The organism is Eubacterium sp. BIOML-A2 (genome assembly GCF_009680135.1).
Lineage (GTDB): Bacteria > Bacillota > Clostridia > Lachnospirales > Lachnospiraceae > Faecalicatena > Faecalicatena contortus_B.
The window spans coordinates 1-22,649 of record NZ_WKZK01000080.1 but is presented as its reverse complement, the minus strand read 5'-3'; the positions used below and the strand labels follow the sequence as shown (position 1 = coordinate 22,649).

At 49.7% G+C, this 22,649-nt stretch carries 18 protein-coding genes and 1 pseudogene; all 19 read left to right on the top strand.

Annotated features, from left to right (window positions below; genetic code table 11):
- The first annotated feature begins 403 nt into the window (after positions 1-403).
- Positions 404-2,323, top strand: coding sequence for a tetracycline resistance ribosomal protection protein Tet(O) (gene tet(O) / locus GKG43_RS21160; RefSeq protein ID WP_000691758.1), 1,920 nt, complete (start codon positions 404-406; stop codon positions 2,321-2,323).
- 51 nt (positions 2,324-2,374) lie between these two features.
- Positions 2,375-2,548 carry a cysteine-rich KTR domain-containing protein gene (locus tag GKG43_RS21155; RefSeq protein WP_002779755.1) on the top strand — a complete coding sequence of 58 codons (174 nt, stop codon included), beginning with the start codon at positions 2,375-2,377 and terminating at the stop codon, positions 2,546-2,548.
- 490 nt (positions 2,549-3,038) lie between these two features.
- A complete protein-coding gene (locus GKG43_RS21140; protein WP_105116765.1) occupies positions 3,039-3,548 on the top strand; it encodes a sigma-70 family RNA polymerase sigma factor in 510 nt (169 codons plus the stop codon).
- 94 nt (positions 3,549-3,642) lie between these two features.
- Complete coding sequence (locus tag GKG43_RS21135) at positions 3,643-4,068, top strand: sigma-70 family RNA polymerase sigma factor (RefSeq protein WP_000323895.1); 426 nt, start codon at positions 3,643-3,645, stop codon at positions 4,066-4,068.
- Positions 4,069-4,151: 83 nt separating this feature from the next.
- A pseudogene (locus GKG43_RS21130) lies at positions 4,152-4,626 on the top strand (sigma-70 family RNA polymerase sigma factor).
- Between the two features lie 154 nt (positions 4,627-4,780).
- The gene (locus tag GKG43_RS21125; protein ID WP_001170964.1) at positions 4,781-5,806 is read left to right on the top strand and encodes an AAA family ATPase; all 1,026 of its coding nucleotides are present in this window, start codon (positions 4,781-4,783) and stop codon (positions 5,804-5,806) included.
- Between the two features lie 524 nt (positions 5,807-6,330).
- Positions 6,331-7,296, top strand: coding sequence for a MobV family relaxase (gene mobV, locus GKG43_RS21120; protein WP_001820668.1), 966 nt, complete (start codon positions 6,331-6,333; stop codon positions 7,294-7,296).
- Between the two features lie 8 nt (positions 7,297-7,304).
- Positions 7,305-8,159 carry a ParB/RepB/Spo0J family partition protein gene (locus GKG43_RS21115; protein ID WP_000743700.1) on the top strand — a complete coding sequence of 285 codons (855 nt, stop codon included), beginning with the start codon at positions 7,305-7,307 and terminating at the stop codon, positions 8,157-8,159.
- Between the two features lie 45 nt (positions 8,160-8,204).
- Complete coding sequence (locus GKG43_RS21110; protein WP_001206986.1) at positions 8,205-8,435, top strand: PC4/YdbC family ssDNA-binding protein; 231 nt, start codon at positions 8,205-8,207, stop codon at positions 8,433-8,435.
- Positions 8,436-8,506: 71 nt separating this feature from the next.
- On the top strand, positions 8,507-8,698 hold the full coding sequence (locus tag GKG43_RS21105; RefSeq protein ID WP_001820669.1) for a hypothetical protein: 192 nt from the start codon (positions 8,507-8,509) through the stop codon (positions 8,696-8,698).
- 54 nt (positions 8,699-8,752) lie between these two features.
- A complete protein-coding gene (locus GKG43_RS21100; protein ID WP_001820670.1) occupies positions 8,753-10,609 on the top strand; it encodes a recombinase family protein in 1,857 nt (618 codons plus the stop codon).
- A 40-nt stretch (positions 10,610-10,649) separates the two neighbouring features.
- Positions 10,650-11,612: a helicase gene (locus GKG43_RS21095; RefSeq protein WP_243125888.1), complete on the top strand. Its 963-nt coding sequence runs from the start codon at positions 10,650-10,652 to the stop codon at positions 11,610-11,612.
- A 45-nt stretch (positions 11,613-11,657) separates the two neighbouring features.
- Positions 11,658-12,185, top strand: coding sequence for a DUF3849 domain-containing protein (locus GKG43_RS21090; protein ID WP_243125887.1), 528 nt, complete (start codon positions 11,658-11,660; stop codon positions 12,183-12,185).
- A complete protein-coding gene (mobC, locus tag GKG43_RS21085; RefSeq protein ID WP_129879837.1) occupies positions 12,182-12,526 on the top strand; it encodes a plasmid mobilization relaxosome protein MobC in 345 nt (114 codons plus the stop codon). Before GKG43_RS21090 ends, mobC begins: the two co-directional genes overlap by 4 nt.
- A gap of 92 nt (positions 12,527-12,618) precedes the next feature.
- Positions 12,619-12,909: a CD1845 family protein gene (locus GKG43_RS21080; protein WP_154253399.1), complete on the top strand. Its 291-nt coding sequence runs from the start codon at positions 12,619-12,621 to the stop codon at positions 12,907-12,909.
- A 65-nt stretch (positions 12,910-12,974) separates the two neighbouring features.
- Positions 12,975-14,381 (top strand): relaxase/mobilization nuclease domain-containing protein, encoded by a 1,407-nt coding sequence (locus GKG43_RS21075; protein WP_129879833.1) that lies wholly within the window; start codon positions 12,975-12,977, stop codon positions 14,379-14,381.
- A 331-nt stretch (positions 14,382-14,712) separates the two neighbouring features.
- Positions 14,713-15,360, top strand: coding sequence for a TetR/AcrR family transcriptional regulator (locus GKG43_RS21070; protein WP_129879831.1), 648 nt, complete (start codon positions 14,713-14,715; stop codon positions 15,358-15,360).
- Between the two features lie 86 nt (positions 15,361-15,446).
- Entirely contained in the window at positions 15,447-16,451 is a 1,005-nt protein-coding gene (locus tag GKG43_RS21065; RefSeq protein WP_129879829.1) for a helix-turn-helix transcriptional regulator, read from the top strand.
- Between the two features lie 523 nt (positions 16,452-16,974).
- Positions 16,975-22,649 (top strand): InlB B-repeat-containing protein (locus GKG43_RS21060; RefSeq protein ID WP_173020133.1); only part of this gene is annotated, 5,675 nt, incomplete at its 3' end.

The window sequence follows — 22,649 nt, the reverse complement described above, 5'->3', positions numbered from 1 at the left end:
AGTCATTGTCTGATACTTTATCAGTACATCATGGGTGAACTCTACACCATTATTTCCGAAGGTAAATTTACGCAATCTGCTTTAGTTTGTCAGCTTGACAAATAAAGGGTTAAGGAATATAATTAGATTCAGTATTATACAAGGAGTTAATAAATATGCGGCAAGGTATTCTTAAATAAACTGTCAATTTGATAGTGGGAACAAAAAGTAGCAGTCCCGTTTCACTTTTAATATGGGGCTTAGTTTTTTGTACCCAGTTTAAGAATACTTTTATCATGTAATTTTATATGCCCGAAAACATATAAGTGTTTTGGGGCTATTGGAGTTATTTACCCAGTGATAGGAGTATTTATCACTGGGTATTTTTATGCCCTTTTTTGGGTGTTGATAGGAGGAAAATCACATGAAAATAATTAACTTAGGCATTCTGGCTCACGTTGACGCAGGAAAGACAACATTAACGGAAAGTTTATTGTATACCAGTGGTGCAATTGCAGAACTAGGGAGCGTAGATGAAGGCACAACAAGGACAGATACAATGAATTTGGAGCGTCAAAGGGGAATCACTATCCAGACAGCAGTGACATCTTTTCAGTGGGAGGATGTAAAAGTCAACATTATAGATACGCCAGGCCATATGGATTTTTTGGCGGAAGTATACCGTTCTTTATCCGTATTAGACGGAGCAGTATTATTAGTTTCTGCAAAGGATGGCATACAGGCACAGACCCGTATACTGTTTCATGCACTACAGATAATGAAGATTCCGACAATTTTTTTCATCAATAAAATTGACCAAGAGGGGATTGATTTGCCAATGGTATATCGGGAAATGAAAGCAAAGCTTTCTTCGGAAATTATAGTGAAGCAAAAGGTTGGGCAGCATCCCCATATAAATGTAACGGACAATGACGATATGGAACAGTGGGATGCGGTAATTATGGGAAACGATGAACTATTAGAGAAATATATGTCAGGGAAACCGTTTAAAATGTCAGAACTGGAACAGGAAGAAAACAGGAGATTCCAAAACGGAACGTTATTTCCCGTTTATCACGGAAGCGCTAAAAACAATCTGGGGATTCGGCAGCTTATAGAAGTAATTGCCAGTAAATTTTATTCATCAACGCCTGAAGGTCAATCTGAACTATGCGGGCAGGTTTTTAAGATTGAATATTCAGAGAAAAGGCGGCGTTTTGTTTATGTGCGTATATATAGCGGAACATTGCATTTGAGGGATGTTATTAGAATATCTGAAAAAGAGAAAATAAAAATCACAGAGATGTGTGTTCCGACAAACGGTGAATTATATTCATCCGATACAGCCTGCTCTGGTGATATTGTAATTTTACCAAATGATGTTTTGCAGCTAAACAGTATTTTGGGGAACGAAATACTGTTGCCGCAGAGAAAATTTATTGAAAATCCTCTCCCTATGCTCCAAACAACGATTGCAGTAAAGAAATCTGAACAGCGGGAAATATTGCTTGGGGCACTTACAGAAATTTCAGATGGCGACCCTCTTTTAAAATATTATGTGGATACTACAACGCATGAGATTATACTTTCTTTTTTGGGGAATGTGCAGATGGAAGTCATTTGTGCCATCCTTGAGGAAAAATATCATGTGGAGGCAGAAATAAAAGAGCCTACTGTTATATATATGGAAAGACCGCTTAGAAAAGCAGAATATACCATCCACATAGAAGTCCCGCCAAATCCTTTCTGGGCTTCTGTCGGGTTGTCCATAGAGCCGCTCCCTATTGGAAGCGGAGTGCAGTATGAAAGCAGAGTTTCACTTGGATATTTAAATCAATCGTTCCAAAATGCGGTTATGGAGGGGGTTCTTTATGGCTGCGAGCAGGGGCTGTATGGATGGAAAGTGACAGACTGTAAAATCTGTTTTGAATATGGATTGTATTATAGTCCTGTAAGTACCCCCGCAGACTTTCGGCTGCTTTCCCCTATCGTATTGGAGCAGGCTTTAAAAAAAGCAGGGACAGAACTATTAGAGCCATATCTCCACTTTGAAATTTATGCACCGCAGGAATATCTCTCACGGGCGTATCATGATGCTCCAAGGTATTGTGCAGATATTGTAAGTACTCAGATAAAGAATGACGAGGTCATTCTGAAAGGAGAAATCCCTGCTAGATGTATTCAAGAATACAGGAACGATTTAACTTATTTCACAAATGGGCAGGGAGTCTGCTTGACAGAGTTAAAAGGATACCAGCCAGCTATTGGTAAATTTATTTGCCAACCCCGCCGCCCGAATAGCCGTATAGATAAGGTTCGGCATATGTTCCACAAGTTAGCTTAACAGCTTGCAAAAGTCATATAAAATGAGATTTGAAAGGATTAGAGACTAATTATGATGAAATGCGAATGGATATTGTGTCCTGTTTGTGGGAGCAAAACCCGTAATAAAATTAGGAAGGACACTGTTTTGGAGAATTATCCCCTTTATTGTCCAAAATGCAGACAAGAAAGATTGATTAAAGTTGACAACTTGAAGATAACTGTCATCAAAGAGCCAGACGCTTAAGACGCAGAGCCGATGAAATTGTGGAACAATTCACGAATCATCGGCTCTTTTTGTTTCGTATTTGAAAGAACAAACTCACCAAATAAAAAAAACGATATTCGGGTGGGTTATTTTGTTATACCCTAAATTACCCTCTGAATTTGTTTTTAAATTTGGAGGGATTTTTTTATGTCCTTTTTTCGGGCAGTTATCTATCTGCTCATACGAAGCAAAATTTATCAATACATAGCATATCAGAGAACGGCAGGAAACCAGTTAAAAAAATTTCTGCCAGTGCAACGGTACTTCTCACCTTGAAAGTAGAAGTACAATCTCCATACAATAGAATTACTATTTCCTATAACCGTAAAGGTCACAGAGCCTTTGCGGTTTTTCTTTTGTCGATTTTTGTTGGAAAGTGCCGTAGGGCTGTTTCTGATATGCGGTGTCGTTCTCCGCCTCTCCATCTGGATTTTTTACATTTCAAAAATTCAGATGGGAGGTATTTATGGTGAAATATGCACCAAGAAAGGTATATATCAGAGAAAGTGGCGGCTATGTGGAATTATCCTACACGGAGTTCTGCCGTTGCAGGGAATCCGACCAGACCTATATGGACAAGCTGTTTATCCCCATTCAAGGCTGTCTGCTTGAAGTCGTGAGGGAGCAATACACAGACTTCTACCGTGACAAGGAACGGTGGCGTTATCTGCAAAAATTAGATACAAAGAATAGACTGCTATCTCTCGACGGATTTACGGACAGCGAGGGGAATCCTCTGGACTTTATCACTGATGAAGCGGTGGACATTGCAGAAACCGTTGTCAATGCGGTCATGGTGGACAGGCTGAAAGCCGCCCTGCCTTTGCTGTCGGATAGTGAACAGGAGCTGATACAGGCAATCTTTTTTGACGGACTTTCCGAGCGTGAAGTCGGGGCGAGGTTGGGCATAACCCAGAGCGTTGTAAACAAACGCAAAGCCAGAATCCTAATAAAACTAAGAAAGATAATAGAAAATTAAAATTTAAGGCGTTCAGCCCCCTTGTTTTTTCCTTTGGGAAGATGAGGGGGCTTTTCTCTGCCCTCTCAATCAATTCTGATTGGAGGAAGTAAGAATGGCATACAACCACGGACGGGAGGACAGGAAATGGCGTATCTGGAAAGAAGCGGAGGAAAAGCTGCTGCGTGAGTGCGGCGTTGATGAAGCGACCATTGAGCAGATACGCATGGCGGACAGGGCAGACTTCAATTCCAACAGGCGGTTTTACCGATGGACGAATGACGTTGCGGAATATCTTGAGGACATGGCAGGCAGGGAGCGGCAGGCGGAAGTGGGTACGGTTGCGGAGTTACTGGAAGAGATTGAGAGCGAAAATCTCTATCAAGTATTAGTCACGGTGGACGGGCGTACCTTGAAAATCGTCCTGCTGAAAATGCAGGGGTATTCCACAAAGGAGATTGCCCCGCTTGTGCATTTGACGACTGGTGCCATCTATGCGAGGTTAGACCATCTGCGGAAGAAGCTGCGGAAAATTTTATAGCTTCTAAAACAGCCTGCCATCCTGCGGGCTACTGGGTGAGGGATGGAAATCCCCTCACTCATTTTTTGCAGGAGGACAACAGGATGGCATACAGGGTTAAGGCATACACGCTTCGGGAGGAATCCACGGAAAGCGGCACAAGGTATTTTATCAGCTTTAAGGACGGGCAGGGCAAATCCCACGAGTTGGAAGTGTCGGAACAGTTCTTTATGGAGTTTCGGCAGATGGAGCGCAGGAACAGGAATCTTTTCTAATGGGACGAGCGGCACAGGGAGTTTAACGAGGTATGGGACGAAACCCTTTACAGACGGGCGTTGCGTGTGCCTAAGAGCCTTGATGAACGCATGGTTGAGGAAGAACGGAATGAAACGCTCTATAAGGCGGTTGGGAGCCTTCCAGAGATACAAAGGCGGCGTTTCCTGCTCTACTACGAGTATGAGTTCAATTTTTACCAAATCGCCGCTATGGAGCATTGCACCGCTTCGGCAATACAGAAATCTGTTGCGATTGCAAAGGAGAAAGTAAAGGCGGAAATTGAAGAAATATCTCCAACCGTGACCGACACCGCCCGAAAAAGAAATCTGTTTTTTATTTGTGTGGGATTGGCGGCATTACATACTCTCACTTTTTTCCGTGGGAGTAAATCTATTTTTAAGGAGGTCAACGCCTATGTGCAACGAAAACAAAGACACCGCCCGAAAGGAGGAAAGCCATGCAGAAGTTACAGACAGTCAACGCCGAAACGCTCCTTTATGAACCGCTTGAGAAACCATCCTTTGTGGTGGACAGCCTTATCCCGACAGGCTTATCGCTGTTCTGCGGCTCACAGAAGATAGGCAAAAGCTGGCTCATGCTGAAGCTATGCTTATGCGTGTCGCAGGGAATCCCTTTATGGGATATGCCGACAATGGAGGGCGATGTGCTTTACCTCTGCCTTGAGGACACGTTCTGCCGCATACAGGACAGGTTATTTCGTTTGACGGACGAAGCAAGCGGGCGGCTCCACTTTGCCGTGGCAAGCTGCAAGCTGTCAGACGGTCTTATCGTGCAGCTTGAAGATTATCTGAAAGATTACCCAGACAGCAGGCTCATTGTCATTGATACCTTGCAGAAAGTCCGTACAGCTTCAAAAGACAATGCCTATGCAAGCGACTATGGGGACATCTCCCTCATCAAAGACTTTGCCGACAGGCACTCTCTGGCGGTCATTGTCGTACACCACATCCGAAAGCAGAATGACAGCGACGTGTTCAACAAGGTGTCTGGGACGACAGGATTAACGGGGAGTGCGGACGCTACCTTTGTTCTGGAAAAGGAGAAACGTGCGTCTGACACCGCCAAGCTGTATGTGACGGGCAGGGACACGCCTTATCAGGAATACACGCTGCGTTTCCGTGATTGCCGTTGGGAGCTTGTGGAGCGGAAAACGCAGGAGCAGCTTGCGAAAGAAACGATACCAGATGTCCTTTTTCGGTTGGTGGATTTTATGAGGGATAAGGAAGAATGGATAGGCACGGCAACGGAACTGTTAGCCGCTATGGGGGAAACGGAAACCATACCCACGGTGATTACGAAATGGCTGAATGAATACCGCACCACATTTTTAAGCGAGAACCGTATCTGCTACCAGTACAGCCGCAGGAAAGACGGCAGGCGGATTGCCCTTGCAAGGAGGGCGGGTGACAGCGGTGATGGTGGTGACAGCGATATTAGGATACCCCCCTGTTACTGTCATTGACGCTTAAAGCCATGTAAAGCTGGCGGCTCTGCCCTGCGGGTGACAGCAGTGACGGTGGTGACAGTGATTTTAGGATACCCTGCCGCTGTCATCCCTACGGGAGAACACCCCGTAAACGCAAAATGCAGGCGTGAGATTTACTCGCCCTTTTCGGTCGTGTAAAACCACCCCTGCGGTCAGAAAAATCATTCCGATTTTTCCGACTGCGTTTACAGGGTGTAACACACTACACTTTGCCCTGCAAAGTCGTGTGCCAGACGTTCCCTCTGGACTCCCTTAAGGCAGGGCTGTGCCCTGCTATCCTACGCCTTACGGCTTCGGATAAAAGAATGGCGGCATGACGGTGACGGCTCTTGCGAGGGGGGTATCCCAAAAACACCGTCATCATCGACATGACCGTCATGCAGGGGGTGAGGGTGACAGTTGCGGCAGTCGGCAGGGGGTATCCCAAAACTGCTGTCACCACCGTCACCGCTGTCACCCCAAAGGACGGTCACCCGCCGAAAGAAAGGAGGAATCCGCCTATGCCTTATGCAATCCTGCGTTTCCAGAAACGAAAAGCGGGCGGCGTTGCGGCTTGTGAACGCCACAACGAGCGGAAGAAAGAAGCCTACAAAAGCAACCCAGATATAGATATGGAACGCTCTAAAAACAATTACCATCTCATAGCACCACCAAAGTACACCTACAAGAAAGAGATTAACCGCATGGTAGCCGAAGCGGGGTGCAGGACAAGGAAAGACAGCGTGATGATGGTGGAAACGCTCATCACAGCTTCACCAGAATTTATGAACCAGTTACCGCCCGAAGAACAAAAAGCGTATTTCCAGACGGCTCTTGACTTCATTTCGGAGCGTGTTGGAAAGCAGAATATCCTCTCCGCTGTCGTCCATATGGACGAGAGAACGCCCCATATGCACCTCTGCTTTGTGCCGATTACGCCAGACAATAAGCTGTCAGCGAAAGCTATCTTAGGCAACCAGAAATCATTATCCGAGTGGCAGACCGCCTACCATGAGCGGATGTCCTCACGGTGGAATCAGCTTGAACGGGGGCAGTCCTCAATGGAAACCAAGCGGAAACACGTCCCCACATGGCTCTATAAATTAGGCGGCAGGCTTGATAAACAGTATGAAGAAATCGTGTCTGCCCTATCCGACATCAACGCCTTTAACGCAGGGAAGAAAAGGGATAAAGCGTTAGATTTACTCTCTGCATGGCTGCCAGACGTGGAGAAATTCTCTAAGGAAATCGGGAAACAGCAGGCGTATATCGACAGTTTGAAAGAGAGAATTGGGCAGGAATCAGACTATGCGGGGCGTATGCGTGATGAAAAGTACGAGCAGGAACTAAAGGTGCAGAAAGCGAATCAGAAGATATTTGAATTGCAGAGAACCAACGAGCAGATGGGGCGGCTGCTGTCAAAAATACCGCCCGAAGTGTTGGAAGAATTGCAGAAAAATCATAGAAGCAGAGCGAAAGAAAGGTAGATATGTGAATGAAGAAACAGGATTTTAAGGTGTTAAAGACCAAAGACTTGTACCCGTTCCCCGACAATCCGTTTCATGTGGCAGAAGATGAAACACTGTCAGAGTTAGCGGAAAGCATCAAGGAATTTGGCATTGTCACGCCGATAATCACACGCCCGAAAGAGGACGGGGACGGTTATGAAGTGATTGCAGGACAGCGGCGTGTCCGTGCTTCTGAACTTGCAGGGATAAATACCGTGCCTGCGTTTGTCCTGCCCTTAGACCGTGACCGAGCCATCATCACCCTTGTAGACAGCAATTTGCAGCGTGAGAATATCCTGCCATCGGAGCGGGCGTTTGCTTACAAGATGAAATCCGAAGCCATGAAGCGGCAGGGTTTCCGCACAGACTTAACCTCGTCACAAGTTGTGACGAAGTTGCGGACGGACGACAAGGTGGCACAGGGCTTCGGCGTGGGCAGGATGACCGTGCAGCGTTTTATCCGCCTGACGGAACTGATACCGCCGATTTTGCAGATGGTGGACGAGGGGAAAATCGCCCTCACGCCTGCGGTGGAACTGTCCTTCTTGAAGAAAGACGAGCAGGAAAACCTCTTTGCCACGATGGAGAGCGAAGAAGCAACGCCCTCACTCTCACAGGCACAGCGGATGAAACAGTTAAGCCAGAGCGGGCGGCTTGACATGGATACGATATTTGCGATTATGACGGAGGAAAAGGGCAACCAGAAAGAAACCTTGAAAATCAACACAAGCAAGCTGAAAAAATACTTTCCGAAGAACACAACGCCGAAGCAGATGGAGGAAACCATCATCAAACTTTTGGAGCGTGAGTTGCAGAGGAAACGCAACCGTGACAGCCGCTAATCTTCTTTTTTCGGGAAGTAAATACAGAGAGTTGAGGTATGGAGAATGAGAGAAATCCAGTATGAAATCGTAAAGGAAATCGCAGTATTGTCTACGGGCGACAGTGGCTACACAAAGGAAATCAATCTCATTTCATGGAATGGGAAAGAGCCGAAGTATGACATCCGCAGCTTTTCCCCGAACCGTGAAAAGTGCGGCAAGGGAATCACGCTGAACGCTGATGAAGCGGCGGCACTCCTTAAAGCATTACAGAAAGAATTAAACAGCGAGGATTAATGGTATCTGATTGGCAGGGCGGGGACATTTCCAAACTCTTCCCTGCCCTGTCTGGAAAGGAAGATTTAAGTATGGGCGAGGATAAGAAAGCAGATAAAAAGAGAAAGCGTATCGTGCCAAAAGCACCAGTGCAGATGATAATCAGCCGTGAATATGTCGGCACACAGACCGTTACAGAAGCGTTTGTCCCGATTATCTCCGAGGATATTCGGAAGAAGATTGCCGAGGGCGACACCTTCGACAATGAGGGGCTGTCCGCTTAGAATGTACGCAATGGGACATGAAAACAGATAGGACAGATACGGAGGTTTTACAGTATGGCAGGAATCAAAGAAGAAAAGAAAATCTATTTAGTCGGCATTTATTGCCGCTTATCTAAAGACGATGGTACGGATAACGAGAGTGCGAGCATTGCGACACAGAAATCCATCCTCACGGATTATGTGAAAAAGCAGGGATGGCACATAGCAAAAACGTATGTGGACGATGGTTATTCTGGTACAAATTTCCAAAGACCAAGTTTCCAGAATATGATAAAAGACATTGAAAGCGGTCTGATAAACTGCGTGATTACGAAAGATTTATCCCGTCTGGGGAGAAACTATCTTGATTGTGGGTTATATCTGGAAGTTTTCTTCCCAGAGCATAACGTGAGGTATATAGCGGTCAATGACGGCGTAGATACCTTGAATAAATCTGCTATGGACATCACGCCTTTCCGCAACATTTTAAACGAAATGTATGCCGCTGACATATCTGTTAAGATAAAATCGGCATATCGGGCGAGGTTTCAACAGGGGAAATTCATGGGAACTACCGCCCCTTATGGCTATATCAAAGACCCTGCCGACCACAACCATCTGCTGATAGATGATAAAGTGGCACATGTTGTAAAAGAGATATTCGACCTTGCATTAAAAGGGAATGGAGTTGCCAAAATTTGCAGACATCTTAATAAACAGCATATCCTACGCCCTGCCGCTTATGCGGCGGAGCGTGGCGAAACAGGCTTTGAACGTCATTTTGAGGGGAACGAGGACAAACGCTATATTTGGAGTGGGAACAGCGTGAGGAGCATTTTAAGAAGCCCGATATATGCGGGAAATCTTGTAGGCTACAAACGGATTGCCGCCAATATGAAAAGCAAGAAACGCCCCTCTAAGCTGCCCGAAGAATGGGAAGTGATACCCAATACCCATGAGGGAATAGTCACGCAGGAGGAATTTGATATTGTCCAACAGCTTATTACAAGTCGTAGGCTTCCACAGAACAAGGGAGGATTTGTAAATATTTTTGCAGGCGTTATCAAGTGTGTGGACTGCGGATGTGCTCTGCGGGCAATGAACGTACACAGGAGGAAACGCCCAGAGATTATCGACTGTGTACAGTATTCATGTAATAATTATGCAAGAAACGGAAGAAGCGAGTGTAGTGCCCACAATATAGAAGCAAGGGATTTATTCAATGCCGTTCTTGCCGACATCAACTGTTTTGCGGATATGGCAGTGAATGATGAAAAGGCGGTCAGGGCCATAGAAAAGCGGCTCACGGAAACAGACCAGAGCAGGGCGAAAGCATTAGAGAAAGAACGTAAGAAGCTGAACAAACGCCTTGCGGAACTGGACAGGCTGTTTTCCTCTCTCTACGAGGATAAGGTCATGGAGCGTATTACCGAGCGGAATTTTGAGATGATGTCGGGGAAATACCAGAAAGAGCAGCTTGAAATTGAAGCAAGGCTGAAAGAGGTGACGGAAACTCTTAATGAAAGCTACGAGAAATCACGGGGAATCCGTGACTTCCTCGCCCTTATCCGAAATTATCAAGGCTTAAAAGAACTGGATGCAACAGTTATAAACGCACTCATAGACAAGATACTTGTTTCGGAGCGTGAGAAGATGGCAGACGGAACAGTGAAGCAGGAAATCAAGATTTACTATAAATTCATCGGCTTTGTCGATGAATTACATATCATACCTACAAAACGGTGGGCAGCAATGCCCGCTAAAAATTGTACGGTGTGCGGCGTTGAATATGTCCCGGGCTCTGGTGCATCAAGGTATTGTCCTGCTTGTGCCAAGAAGATACGGAGGGAGAAATCAAACGAGAGCAAACGCAGGAGCAGAGAACAGAAAAGGATAGCATGTATGAACTGTCCGCAAAAAATGACCGACTGACCTGGAACAGCGCAGCGGCCGCATTATCCGGCAGGGAAACATGAATCCCGAGGTGCATATCTACCGCTATGTCACCGAATCCACCTTCGATGCATATCTCTGGCAGACCGTGGAAAACAAGCAGAAGTTCATCTCGCAGATCATGACCTCCAAATCCCCCGTGCGCTCCTGCGAGGACGTGGATGAGACTGCGCTTTCCTATGCGGAAATCAAGGCGCTGTGCGCCGGAGACGACCGGATAAAAGAGAAAATGGACTTGGATGTGGATGTGGCGCGTCTGAAGCTGATGAAAGCGAACCATCAGAGTCAGCAGTTCCGTCTGGAGGACAATCTTCTCAAAGTCTTCCCCGAACAGATACGGCAGAACGAGGGCTTCATCGAGGGCTTTACCGCCGATCTGAAAACGCTCTCCGAGCACCCACACCCCAAGGACGGATTTGCCGGAATGAAGGTCAAGGGCGATCTTCTCACGGACAAGGACAACGCCGGAGCTGCTATCCTCGAAGCGTTCAAGGACGCAAAAGGCATGGAACCCGTTCCCATCGGCAGCTATCGCGGCTTTGCCATGTCGCTGACCGTGGAGGACTTCGGACGGGATTTTGTGCTCACGCTCAAGGGTAAGATGAACCATCGCGTGACGCTGGGCAAGGACGCCCGCGGCAATCTCACCCGTATCGAAAATGCGCTGAACGCCATACCGGAGCGTATGCAGGCGGTACAGGACAAGCTCGCAAATCTCCGCGAACAGGTGGAGACGGCAAAGGCGGAGCTGGGGAAACCCTTCCCGCAGGAAGAAGAGCTGCGGACGAAATCCGCACGGCTTGCCGAGCTCAATGCCGAGTTGAACATCGACGACAGAACGCCGATGGAACAGATGGCGGAGGACGCGCCCTCTGCGGAGATCGCAAAGGCAAAGCCGTCTGTACTGGAGAAGCTGAAAGCGCCGATCCCGCACGCTCACTCCGAAGCGAAAACCAAGCATCGGGAGACGGACGCCCGATAAAAAAGGGCTGCGGCAAGGCGGAAGCTTTGCCGCAGTTTTCCCCTTATGAATCCAATGAAAGGACTGGAAAAACAAGTTATGAAGGATATACCTGTTTACAGATTTCCCGCAGCCTATGCGCGGGAGAATAACGAACTGGAGCTCTACCGCGCCTCAAGCAAGGCGAACACCGCCTGCAAGGAGGCAATCGAGAAAGCGATCTCCGAGCATTATTACGATAATGTTCTGCATAAGGAGGCGGTCGCGCAGGTTGCGGAGAAGTTCGGGTATGAGCGTCCGTTGTACCTTTTGGCAATCACCATCCGGCAGAAGGATTGGGACGGACGCTTCTCAAACGACAACAAGGCATGGGCAAAGACCGTTCCCGTAACGGAAAACACCGACGCATGGGGTACGGATCGTAACTGCTATCTTGCGGTAAACAGTCACAGCGGACTGGTCGATCTGTTCACGAAGCTGGCGCGTGAGGAGGCAAAAGCCCATGAGCGCAAGCCGTCTGTTCTCGAAAAGCTTCAAAAGCCGCTTGCAGAGCCGAAGCCAGTTTCCGAAAAAAGCAAAGGACAGGAGCTATGAGCGCGCAGTTTATGCGCCGGAACATCCGTATCTCCGTGCGTCTGACGGAGGAAGAACACCGGCTGCTGAAAGAAAAAATGGAGCGCATCGGCGTGACGAATCAGGAGGCGTTTCTCCGCAAGATGGCGCTGGACGGTCTTGTGATAAAGCTGGACTTGCCGGAGCTGAAAGAAATGCTCTCGCTCCTGCGCTACACGAGCAATAACATCAATCAGATCGCCAAGCGTCTCAACGAAAGCGGCAGAGCCTACGAAACAGACTTCGCGGATATTCTGGAAAAGCAGGAACAACTTTGGGGGCTTGCCAATGAAATCCTTATGAAGCTGTCCGCGATTCAGTGAGCGTGCAGGGGTGTCGGGAAAACTTCTTCCCGACATCCTTGCTCCGTTACATATCTTCCGATATGATGGACTCAGAAAGGACGGGATTGACAATGAAATTCATTCTGAAAATTCTTCTTGCGCCGGTCATGCTGACCCTGTGGCTGATCGAGTGCCTGTGCAAGCTGGCGCTCAAGCTCTCCTCCATTATCTTTGTTCTGGCTTCCCTCCTGTTTGTTGCGGTAAGCATCTTCTATTTTACGCACGGCTCCGCGCTGAACGGCTGTATCGGTCTGGTGATCGCGTTTCTGCTCTCACCCTACGGATTGCCGATGCTGGCAGTAAAGCTCCTTGCGTGGTTTATCGCCATGCGGATGCTGCTCAAGGAGAGGGTTTACGGATAAAGCGAAAACATAGAAAACACGAATCGGCGCAGGCTCGTCCTGCGTCTTTTCTTTTAGGAGGCAATATGGCAACAACACGAATTATCCCCATGCACCTGAACAAAGGGAAAACGCTGGCACAATGTTTGGCCGACAGGACGGAATACGGGATGAACCCGGACAAGACCGACGGCGGTGAGCTGATTTCTTCTTTTGCCTGCGAACCGGAGACCGTGGTTTCCGAATTTGCGCTTTCCAAGCGTGAGTACCGGGAACTGACAGGACGGGTACAGGAAAGCGACATTATTGCGTATCAGATACGGCAGTCCTTCAAGCCAGGAGAGGTTTCACCGGAGGAAGCGAACCGTATCGGCTATGAATTTGCGGAACGATTCCTGAAAGGCAATCACGCTTTTATCGTATGCACCCATACGGACAAATCCCATATCCACAATCATATCTACTGGAACTCCACGACGCTGGACTGCACACGGAAGTTTTCTAATTTCATCGGAAGCTACCGGGCAGTCCGCAAGCTCTCCGACCTGATCTGCGCAGAGCACCGGCTGTCGGTTATAGAGAACCCGCAGAAGCACGGGCTGAGCTACAATAAGTGGCTGGGCGGACACGAAAAGCTCTCCAACCGCGATCTTCTCCGCATGGCGATAGACGCCGCTCTTGATAAAAAGCCGAAAGACTTTGACGCGCTGTTGGCGCTTTTGAAAATCTCCGGCTATACCGTTTCCCGAAAAGGCAGGCTGTCGCTTCGGCATGAAAACCAGAAAAAGAGCATCCGCCTGGATTCCCTCGGTGAAGGATATTCCGAGCAGGAGCTCCGTGCGGTTATTGCAGGAGGCAAAACGCACAATCCCTTCGTTAAGAAGAAATACCCGAAACGGAAAGAGCGTACCACGCTGATCTCCGAAATCGAGGCAAAGCTCAATTCCGGGAAAGGCTACTGGTACGATCAGAAGATGAAGGTGGTCAAGCTCAAACAGATGGCGAAGACTTTTGTATATCTGGAAGAACAGGGCTTTGCCGATTTTGCCGCGCTTTCAAACGCCGCCGCTTCTGCCGAAGAGAGATTTAACGAGCTGAAGGCGTCGATCAAGGCGGCGGAAACGCGAATGAGCGAGATACAGACTTTGCGGACGCATATCATCAACTACTCCAAGACCCGCGAGGTTTACGCCGGATACCGCAAAGCCGGATATTCCAAAAAGTATCTTGCGGAGCATGAGAGCGACATCATTCTCCACAAGGCGGCGAAGAAAGCCTTTGACGATTTCGGTCTTAAAAAGCTCCCTACGGTCAAGAGCCTGAACGAAGAATTTGCACGGCTGCTGACCGAGAAAAAAGCGGCATACGCCGACTATCACAAGACGCAGGAACAGATGCGGGAGCTTATGATCCACAAGGCGAATGCCGCTTATCTGCTGGGTCTGGAGGAACGGAAACAGCAGACCTTAGAGCGTCAGCGGGAGGAAAAATAGCGATGCACATCGCGCAGCCACAGATGAAATCTGTGTCAAACGGGGTATGGGGAACTCCCCATCAAGCCGCAGGCGGGAGCTCGTCAGAGTTCCCGCCTGCTGTCTTTTGGCTCCAAAAGACCTTGCTTGCCGAATTGTTCTGAACACTGTATTGCTTTTTTGCCAACTCAGAGAAAAAATTTACAAGTTAGACCTACGTTTTTCCGGTGCAGGACTTGAAAAATGCGGACAAACCGTTTATAATGATAGCGATAATATCGTAGTATTGAAACTATCGTTGCGTGTGTGGTCGTCTGTGCTCTTATCTTCATAAAACGAGTGAGGAATAAAAATGCGAAACCTGGAAAGAGACGCAATCGCTGAAGCAAAACGAAGGCAAGCCTTTTTGGAACATGGCTTCGCCCTGTTTTCAAGTAAAAGCATTGAGGGGATCAGTCTGCAAGACGTGGCGAAGGCCAGCGGATATGGCATTGCGACCCTGTACCGCTACTATAGCACCAAGGCCAGATTTGCTGTAGAGATTGCCAAATGGCAATGGGGCGAGTTTTTCAAGGAGAACCGCAAGCGCAGACCAAGCGATAATTTTGAAGGCATGACGGCTGCGGATATGTTCGACTTCTATCTGGATACTTTTTTGGAGCTATATCGAAAGAACCATGCGCTGCTTCGGTTCAATCAATATCTGAACGTATATATTCGCTCGGAAAGCGTGGATGCCGATACGGTGGAGCTTTACCGGGCGCAGATGAAACCCATTACGGATTTCTTTCATCTGCTCTATGAACGGGGCAGGCAGGACGGCACCATCCGCACGGACATCCCGGAGGAGGAAATCCTCTCCACCACCATCCACCTGATGCTGGCGGCGGTGACGCGCTACGCGGTGGGGCTGGTGTATCAGCCTGAGCGTGGCTTCGATGCGCAAAAAGAATTGGGAGCCTTAAAGGAACTGTTGTTTTCAAAATACGCGGTACCGTAATATTATTCTGGAGATAAAATCACAGCGGATATATAGGAAGCAAGCGGCGCGCGCCCCGCTGTTTTCTGGCGAAAGGACATGAAAAAATGAGCGGAGCTTCAAAAGAAGTATTAAGCAAGCGAAAAATCATGCCGCTGGTCAGCCGGGCCTTTGCGCCCGGAAAAGCCCGGGAAATCATAGAAGCCATCGAGGACCCCGAAGAAAGAGAAATGGCGTGGGCGGAGTATTGCCAGTATACGGGACGCGCCGAAGAAGCGGTCTTACGCGCCAAACCTTTTTTGACCCATGACGATCTGAACCTGCGCTTCTCCGCTTATATCGTCTGCTTTATTTCCGGCCTTGCCACAGGCGACGCCGACGGCGCGCGGCAGGCCCTTCTCGATCTAGAAAGCATTGAGAAAGAAGAACACGTCCCAGTCAGCGGCGCGTACTGTGCCAACGTCATCAAGATCATGCTCTTCCTGAAAGAAACGGAGTTTTCAGTAGACGAGAAGATACCGGATGCGCTGCCGGAGGGAGCCAGGTTTTTTGTCTGTTATTTCCTGGCGCTCAGAGAGTTTCTTCGGGATGAATACGAAAAGGTCGTGGGGATGGCGCAGGCGGCTCTGATGATGGGCGGGAGCGACTACCCCATTGCCGCCATCTATTTGCACCTCATATCCGCCGCCTCTATGGTGCGGATCAAGAAAATCCAGGAGGCGGAGCGGCACTTTCAGCTTGCGTGGGAAATTACCGAGGCCGACAGACTGATCGCGCCCTTCGGGATGCAATATATCATGCTTGCCGGCCTGAACAAAAAGAGCATCAAGAAGAATAACCCCGAAGAATACCGGGCGATCAGCAGATATGCGGACGAGTTCATCCCGGCATGGATAGCGGCTCATAACGGTCTTGTGGACTGGCACGAGGATCATGGGCTGACAAAAACAGAGCATATAGCGGCCATGCTGTTTAGAAAAGGCTTGAGCGCAAGAGAGATCGCCTCCTGCATGAGCATATCGGTCAACACGGTCAAGCGGCACATTGCCGCCTCCAATCAAAAGATGAGCACAAAAAGCCGCGAGGAGTTTCCAAAGAATATTATTCGCTGAAGGCAAAAGGACAGCGCGCGGCGCTCCATGCGCAGAGACGGAACGAGGAAATGATACTTTTTTCGCGTTTTTTGGGTAATATTCAAGCGGTCATCAGTCGAGTATAATGAGGATTGGAGAGATATGCCCTTTTGGGCGCCCGCACACATACCACATCGGAGGAATCCACATGAAACGACTTGACAATCCCGCGAAAATGTGCATAATCGCTTTGGACTGGACTGGACTGGACTGGACTGGACTGGACTGGACTGGACTGGACTGGACTGGACTGGACTGGACTGGACTGGATAAGGGTAACTATACCCTTTTTTCAGCGTACAATTTTAATACCGTAAGAATATTGCGTCATGACCCTGGCGGCATACCGCCTGACGGGGGTCGTGGCGCATTTTTATATGCTTCGGGAGGCGACGCCCCATGAACGAGCAGCAAGGCCCGCGCAGAGCGCCGCCAAACGAAAACCGAAATCAGGTAAAGAATCATTCCATACAAGGAAGTTAAGAGAGGAAGGAACCCGAACATGAAAACAAGTAAAAGCCATAGATTGCTTGCCGCACTTTTGACGCTGGTGATGATCATCACGATGCTCCCCATCAGCGCCTTTGCGGAAAACGAGCCTCCGGCCACGGGCACGGATATCGCCATCGAAAGCGTAACAGGCGACGAAGAGATTGCCACGGAAGAAACCGGAGAGGAGAAGGAACAGGGCGAAGTCGGCGGTGAGGAAAAAACCGCCGAGAACACTCTGTCGCCCACGCCGGAACCGACCTCGGAGCCAGCGCAGGGTGCGAATGACGAGACACCCTCTGTCACCACTTTCACCGTCAGCTTCAAGTCAAACGGAGGAACTAAGATCGAGGATCAGCAGGTGGAAAGCGGCAATGCCGTTCAGGAGCCGGATGCTCCGGTCAAAGAAGGCTTCGTTTTTGACGGCTGGTATGAGGATGCTACTTTTACAGTGGTCTTTGACTTTGCATCGCCTGTCACAAGCAATGTTATACTTTACGCAAAATGGACGGAGGCCGCGCCGGAGTCCACGCCCGAACTGACGCCCGAAGCTACGGACGACAAGGAGGAGGCAGGCGCGCCGGATAACAGAGATGACAAGGAAGATGAAAGCGCGCCGGACGAAGCAGGTAAAACGCCGGACGCCGTAATCGGAACGGCCCCCAAGGGCGCGGCTCCCGCGCTGAATGCGCCGCAGGCGGGCGATACAAAGGACGCAGGAGAAGTCAATTTTGGACTCGGAAGAACTTCTTACACGTTCCCAAATGCCAGAGTGGGGTATGGCATAGGGAATGAGGGGTATGGCACAGACAGGGATCATATTAATCCGAAGCCAATCATTATAGATAATTATGAAAGTGAAGACATCGAAGTATCTGTTTCCGGCGGTCAGTATTTTGACGCAAAATTTCAGGGTCATTATAATTTTGTGTATTACAAAAAAATTAGCGGAAATAGTTATGATTTTCTTTATTTCTCTCCAAAATCGGGTCTTTCAAAGGGAAATTATACTGAAACCCTGACCATTACCGCTAAGACCTACGCGAATCCGCAGAGAACCTCGACCAAGACGATAACACTTAGCTTTACGGTCACGGGGCCAACCTATCCCGTCACCGTAACCGCCAACCCGACGGAGGGTGGCACGGTGTCCGGCGATGGAACATACCTGGAGGACGATACCGCCACCGTCACCGCCACGGCCAACGAGGGCTATACCTTCGATGGCTGGTACGAGGGCGGGTACAAGGTCAGCGATCAGGCGAGCTATACCTTCACCGTCACGGGCGGGAGAAGCCTTGTCGCGGTGTTTGAGCCGCTGCCCACCCACAGCGTCACCCTCGCATCCAGTCCCGCGTCTATCGGCGCTGAGCTGGAGGGCGGTGGCAACTATCCGTCCGGCACGGAGATCACCGTAAAAACCGGAAAGTTTATTAACGGAATCGATGGATTCTTCAAATTTGAAGGGTGGTATGCCGGCGATACGAAGGTCAGCGGCGATGTGGTGTATACCTTTACCGTTACCGGCGACACCTCGCTGACGGCAAAGTTCAAAAAGATAGTGGTTTTTCGTTATAATATTTCCAGCGATACCGTTGATCTCGGAGAAGGAATTGAGATCGGTGATATTCAATTGGAAAATGCCGGGAAGCGCCTGCCCTATGCGGAGCACGAAAAAATTACGCTGACCTGGAATGGGAATCCGGTTGGTCAGTGGTGGAATACAACAAAACCAATGTTCGCAGTCGATCCGACTGAGTTGGGCGTGGGTACGCACACGCTCACGCTGAACTATCCCGGCAGCGACGAGTATTTTGCAGCGAGCGCAAATATTACCGTTACCGTTGTCGATACTCACACCGTCACCGTCACCGCCGATCCCGCCGAATACGGCACGGTCACGGGCGGCGGGACTTATACGGATGGCGAAAGCGTCACCGTCACGGCCACTTCCTCCGATGTTTCGCTTTATGGCTTTGCGGGATGGTATAACGATTGGAATGAGAAGGTAAGCGAAGACAAAAGCTATACCTTTACCGTCACCGAGGACGTTACCCTCACGGCAAAATTCAAATCAAAATTAAATACTCTGCTCACCGCGTGGGACGGGCGGAATGCGGTTGTCGATCAGGACGCCGAATTCTATGTAAGCTTTGGCTTAGAGTCTTATGGAAACGATTTGTATTTGGAGATGGATAAAGTGACCCTTACCTGTAGGGGCGAGGAAATCGGCGAGAGGCATACGGTACACCCCAACGGGTTCAACGTTAAAGCCTCCGAGCTGAAATTCGGCTACAACCTCCTTAAGCTTACCTATCCCGGCAGTGAAGAATACTTGTCCAGCAGCGACGAGTTCTATGTGACCGTGGTGAAAAAGCTCGCTTTGTCGCTCGAGGACTTCGCGCCCGAGACCTCGCCGCTGGATACGCCCTATACCGTCAGCGGCAGGCTCGTCGATGAAAACGGCGACCCGGTTGTCGGCAAAAGTCTATCCGCCTACGTGAAGCACTATGAGGGCGCGCCCAGCAGCAAATACTATTCTGCCACCACAGGGGAAAACGGCGTATTCTCCTTTGACGTAAGCGAATATGTGCCCATAAGCCCCAGTGCGATCAATGTAAGATTCACGTACTCGGAGGACGATGAATACAAATACATGGAGACAACACGAACCATCCGCTTCATCAAGGGGCACACCGTGACGTTCGAAATGAACGGCGGGAAGTGGGGCGATCCGTCGCTCGCAACAGAAATAACGGTAGAGGATGGGGAGTATATACCCGACGAGTACCTATATACCGAGCCGCAAAAGGACGGCCATATGTTCCGGGGTTGGTATAAGGACGCAGCCTGCACCGAATATTTTTACGGAAAAATCACCGAGGACGTCACCCTCTACGCTAAGTGGGTAGAGGCGTGTGAGATCACGTTCGACTTAAACGGCGGAGCCCTCACAGATCCGGCATCCGGTACAACGATGCGTTGGGACAAGGGCGTAAGAGTACGTATCGCATCGCTTGGTGAAGCCGAGAACTATTTTACTCCGCCGGCTAACCACTTCTATATCGGCGTTGAAATTGACGGGAAAATCTACGAGCCCGGAGCTGATTACGCGCTGACAAAGGATATCACCGTCAAGCTGCTCTGGCAGGAAAAGACCGGGGGGACGCACACCGTCACGTTCATCCTCGGCGACGGGAAGTGGGAGGATACGTCACTCGATACAGCAATAACGGTGGCGGATGGGGAATGTATACCCTACGAATACGTAAGTGCTGGTGTGACGAGGGACGGCTATGTTTTCGAATATAACTGGTATACGGACGCAGCCTGCACCAATGAATTTGATGTTTATGATACCCCGATCACCGCGGACATTATGCTGTATCCGGAGTATGCGAAGCTGTACGCCGTTACCACCGATCCCAACGGCGGAACCATTAGATACCCGTCATACGAGACGCAGCAGATACCCGAAGGTAGAGGATTATACGTTCACGAGTGGTCGTTTTTCTATGTAAACGCCCCGGATGGCAAGATATTTAACGGCGCTGAAATAAACGGGACAACGTACTACATCGGACAGACCTATACGGTGAAGGGCGACACGACCGTCAAGCTGCTCTGGCGCGAACCGACCGGGGTGAAGCACACAGTCACGTTTAACGGAAACGGTCACGGCACGCCGTCAACCACTTCTATAGAAGTCGAGGACGGTAAAACCCTTTATGATGCGTTAAATTATAACGATAACAGTATCTCCGACAATGGCGGCTGGCTCTTCTTTGCCTACAGCTTAAAGCAAGACGCCGCCTCTCTGGATGACGAGTTTAAATTCGATACGCCTATCATAAAAGATATCGACCTTTACGCCATGTGGTATAAGCCGGTGAAGATCACGACGAACAGCTTGTCCGGCGGCGCTGTGAACGAGGCATATACCGCACCGATCGAGGTCATCGCCGAGGCGCTCTTGCCGCTGGAATTTTTCAAAGTGGCTTGGGGCAGCCTCCCCGACGGGTTGAGCCTTGACTCCAAGACAGGCGAAATCTCCGGCACGCCGGCAACGGCAGGTACGTTTAGCTTTGGAATACTTGCCACAGACGTCATGCGCAACGCAGACATGCGGGAATACACCGTAACCATCACCGGCAGCTCCGCTACCCATATCGTCACCGTCACCGCCGACCCGGCCGAAGGCGGCACGGTTACGGGCGACGGCAGCTTTGCCCGCGGCAGCAGCGTCACCGTGAAGGCCGAACCCGACCAGGCCAAGGGCTATTGGTTTGTCGGCTGGTATGAGGGCGAAAACTATCTCAGTGGGGACGAGGAATACACCATTGCCTCTCTGGAGAAGGACATGGCTCTGACCGCAAGATTCGCAAAGGATTGCACAGTAACGCTGAACATGAACGGCGGGAGGATCGCAGATCCGTATACCTCGGCGATGGTAGAAAGCATTTCCCTTGATTTGTATACATGGTATACACAGGAGGTTCCCACGCTGGAATGGATGGAGGAAGCCATTCAGGACGGCACCTGGATCACCGCTCCTGCAAACAGTGAGTATATCGGTGCGGAGATTACGGACGCAAACGGCACGAAGACCTATCAGCCAGGCGAGGAATATACGGTCATCAGCGATGCAACCATTAAGGTGCTGTGGAAATCAACCGTAACACCGCCGACCAAGCATACCGTAACCTTCAAGGACGGCGATAAGGTACTTGACGTTCTCACGCAGACGGTGAACAGCGGTGAAAAGGCAACGAAGCCCGATCCCGATCCAACGAAGGACGGGTATGCCTTCGAGGGCTGGTACGAGGATGCAACCTTCAACGTCGAATTTGACTTCGATCAGGAGATCACGGCGGATACCGTGGTCTATGCGAAATTTGCAAAAGAGTATACCCTAAGCGCGACGGTCGATCCTGCGGAGGGCGGCACAGTCACCTTCTCCAAGACGAAAGCCAAGGCCGGAGAGGAAGTGACGATCAAGCTGACGCTGAACGGCGGCTATACGCTCAAAGGCATTTCCTGCCCGGTGGACATGATTCCTCTTAACTTCATCGTAGACGAATGGAAGATCGTCATGCCGGAGAACGATGTGACCGTAGCGGTCACGCTGAACGCGCCCCAGCAGCCAAAGGAGTATAATCTCAGCGCAACGGTCGATCCTGCGGAGGGCGGCACAGTTACCTTCTCCAAGACGAAAGCCAAGGCCGGAGAGGAAGTGACGATCAAGCTGACGCTGAACGGCGGCTATACGCTCAAAGGCATTTCCTGCCCGGTGGACATGATTCCTCTTAACTTCATCGTAGAAGAATGGAAGATCGTCATGCCGGAGAATGATGTAACCGTAGCGGTCACGCTGAACGCGCCCCAGCAGCCAAAGGAGTATAATCTCAGCGCAACGGTCGATCCTGCGGAGGGCGGCACAGTCACCTTCTCCAAGACGAAAGCCAAGGCCGGAGAGGAAGTGACGATCAAGCTGACGCTGAACGGCGGCTATACGCTCAAAGGCATTTCCTGCCCAGTGGACATGATTCCTCTTAACTTCATCGTAGACGAATGGAAGATCGTCATGCCGGAGAATGATGTAACCGTAGCGGTCACGCTGAACGCACCCCAGCAGCCAAAGGAGTATAATCTCAGCGCAACGGTCGATCCTGCGGAGGGCGGCACAGT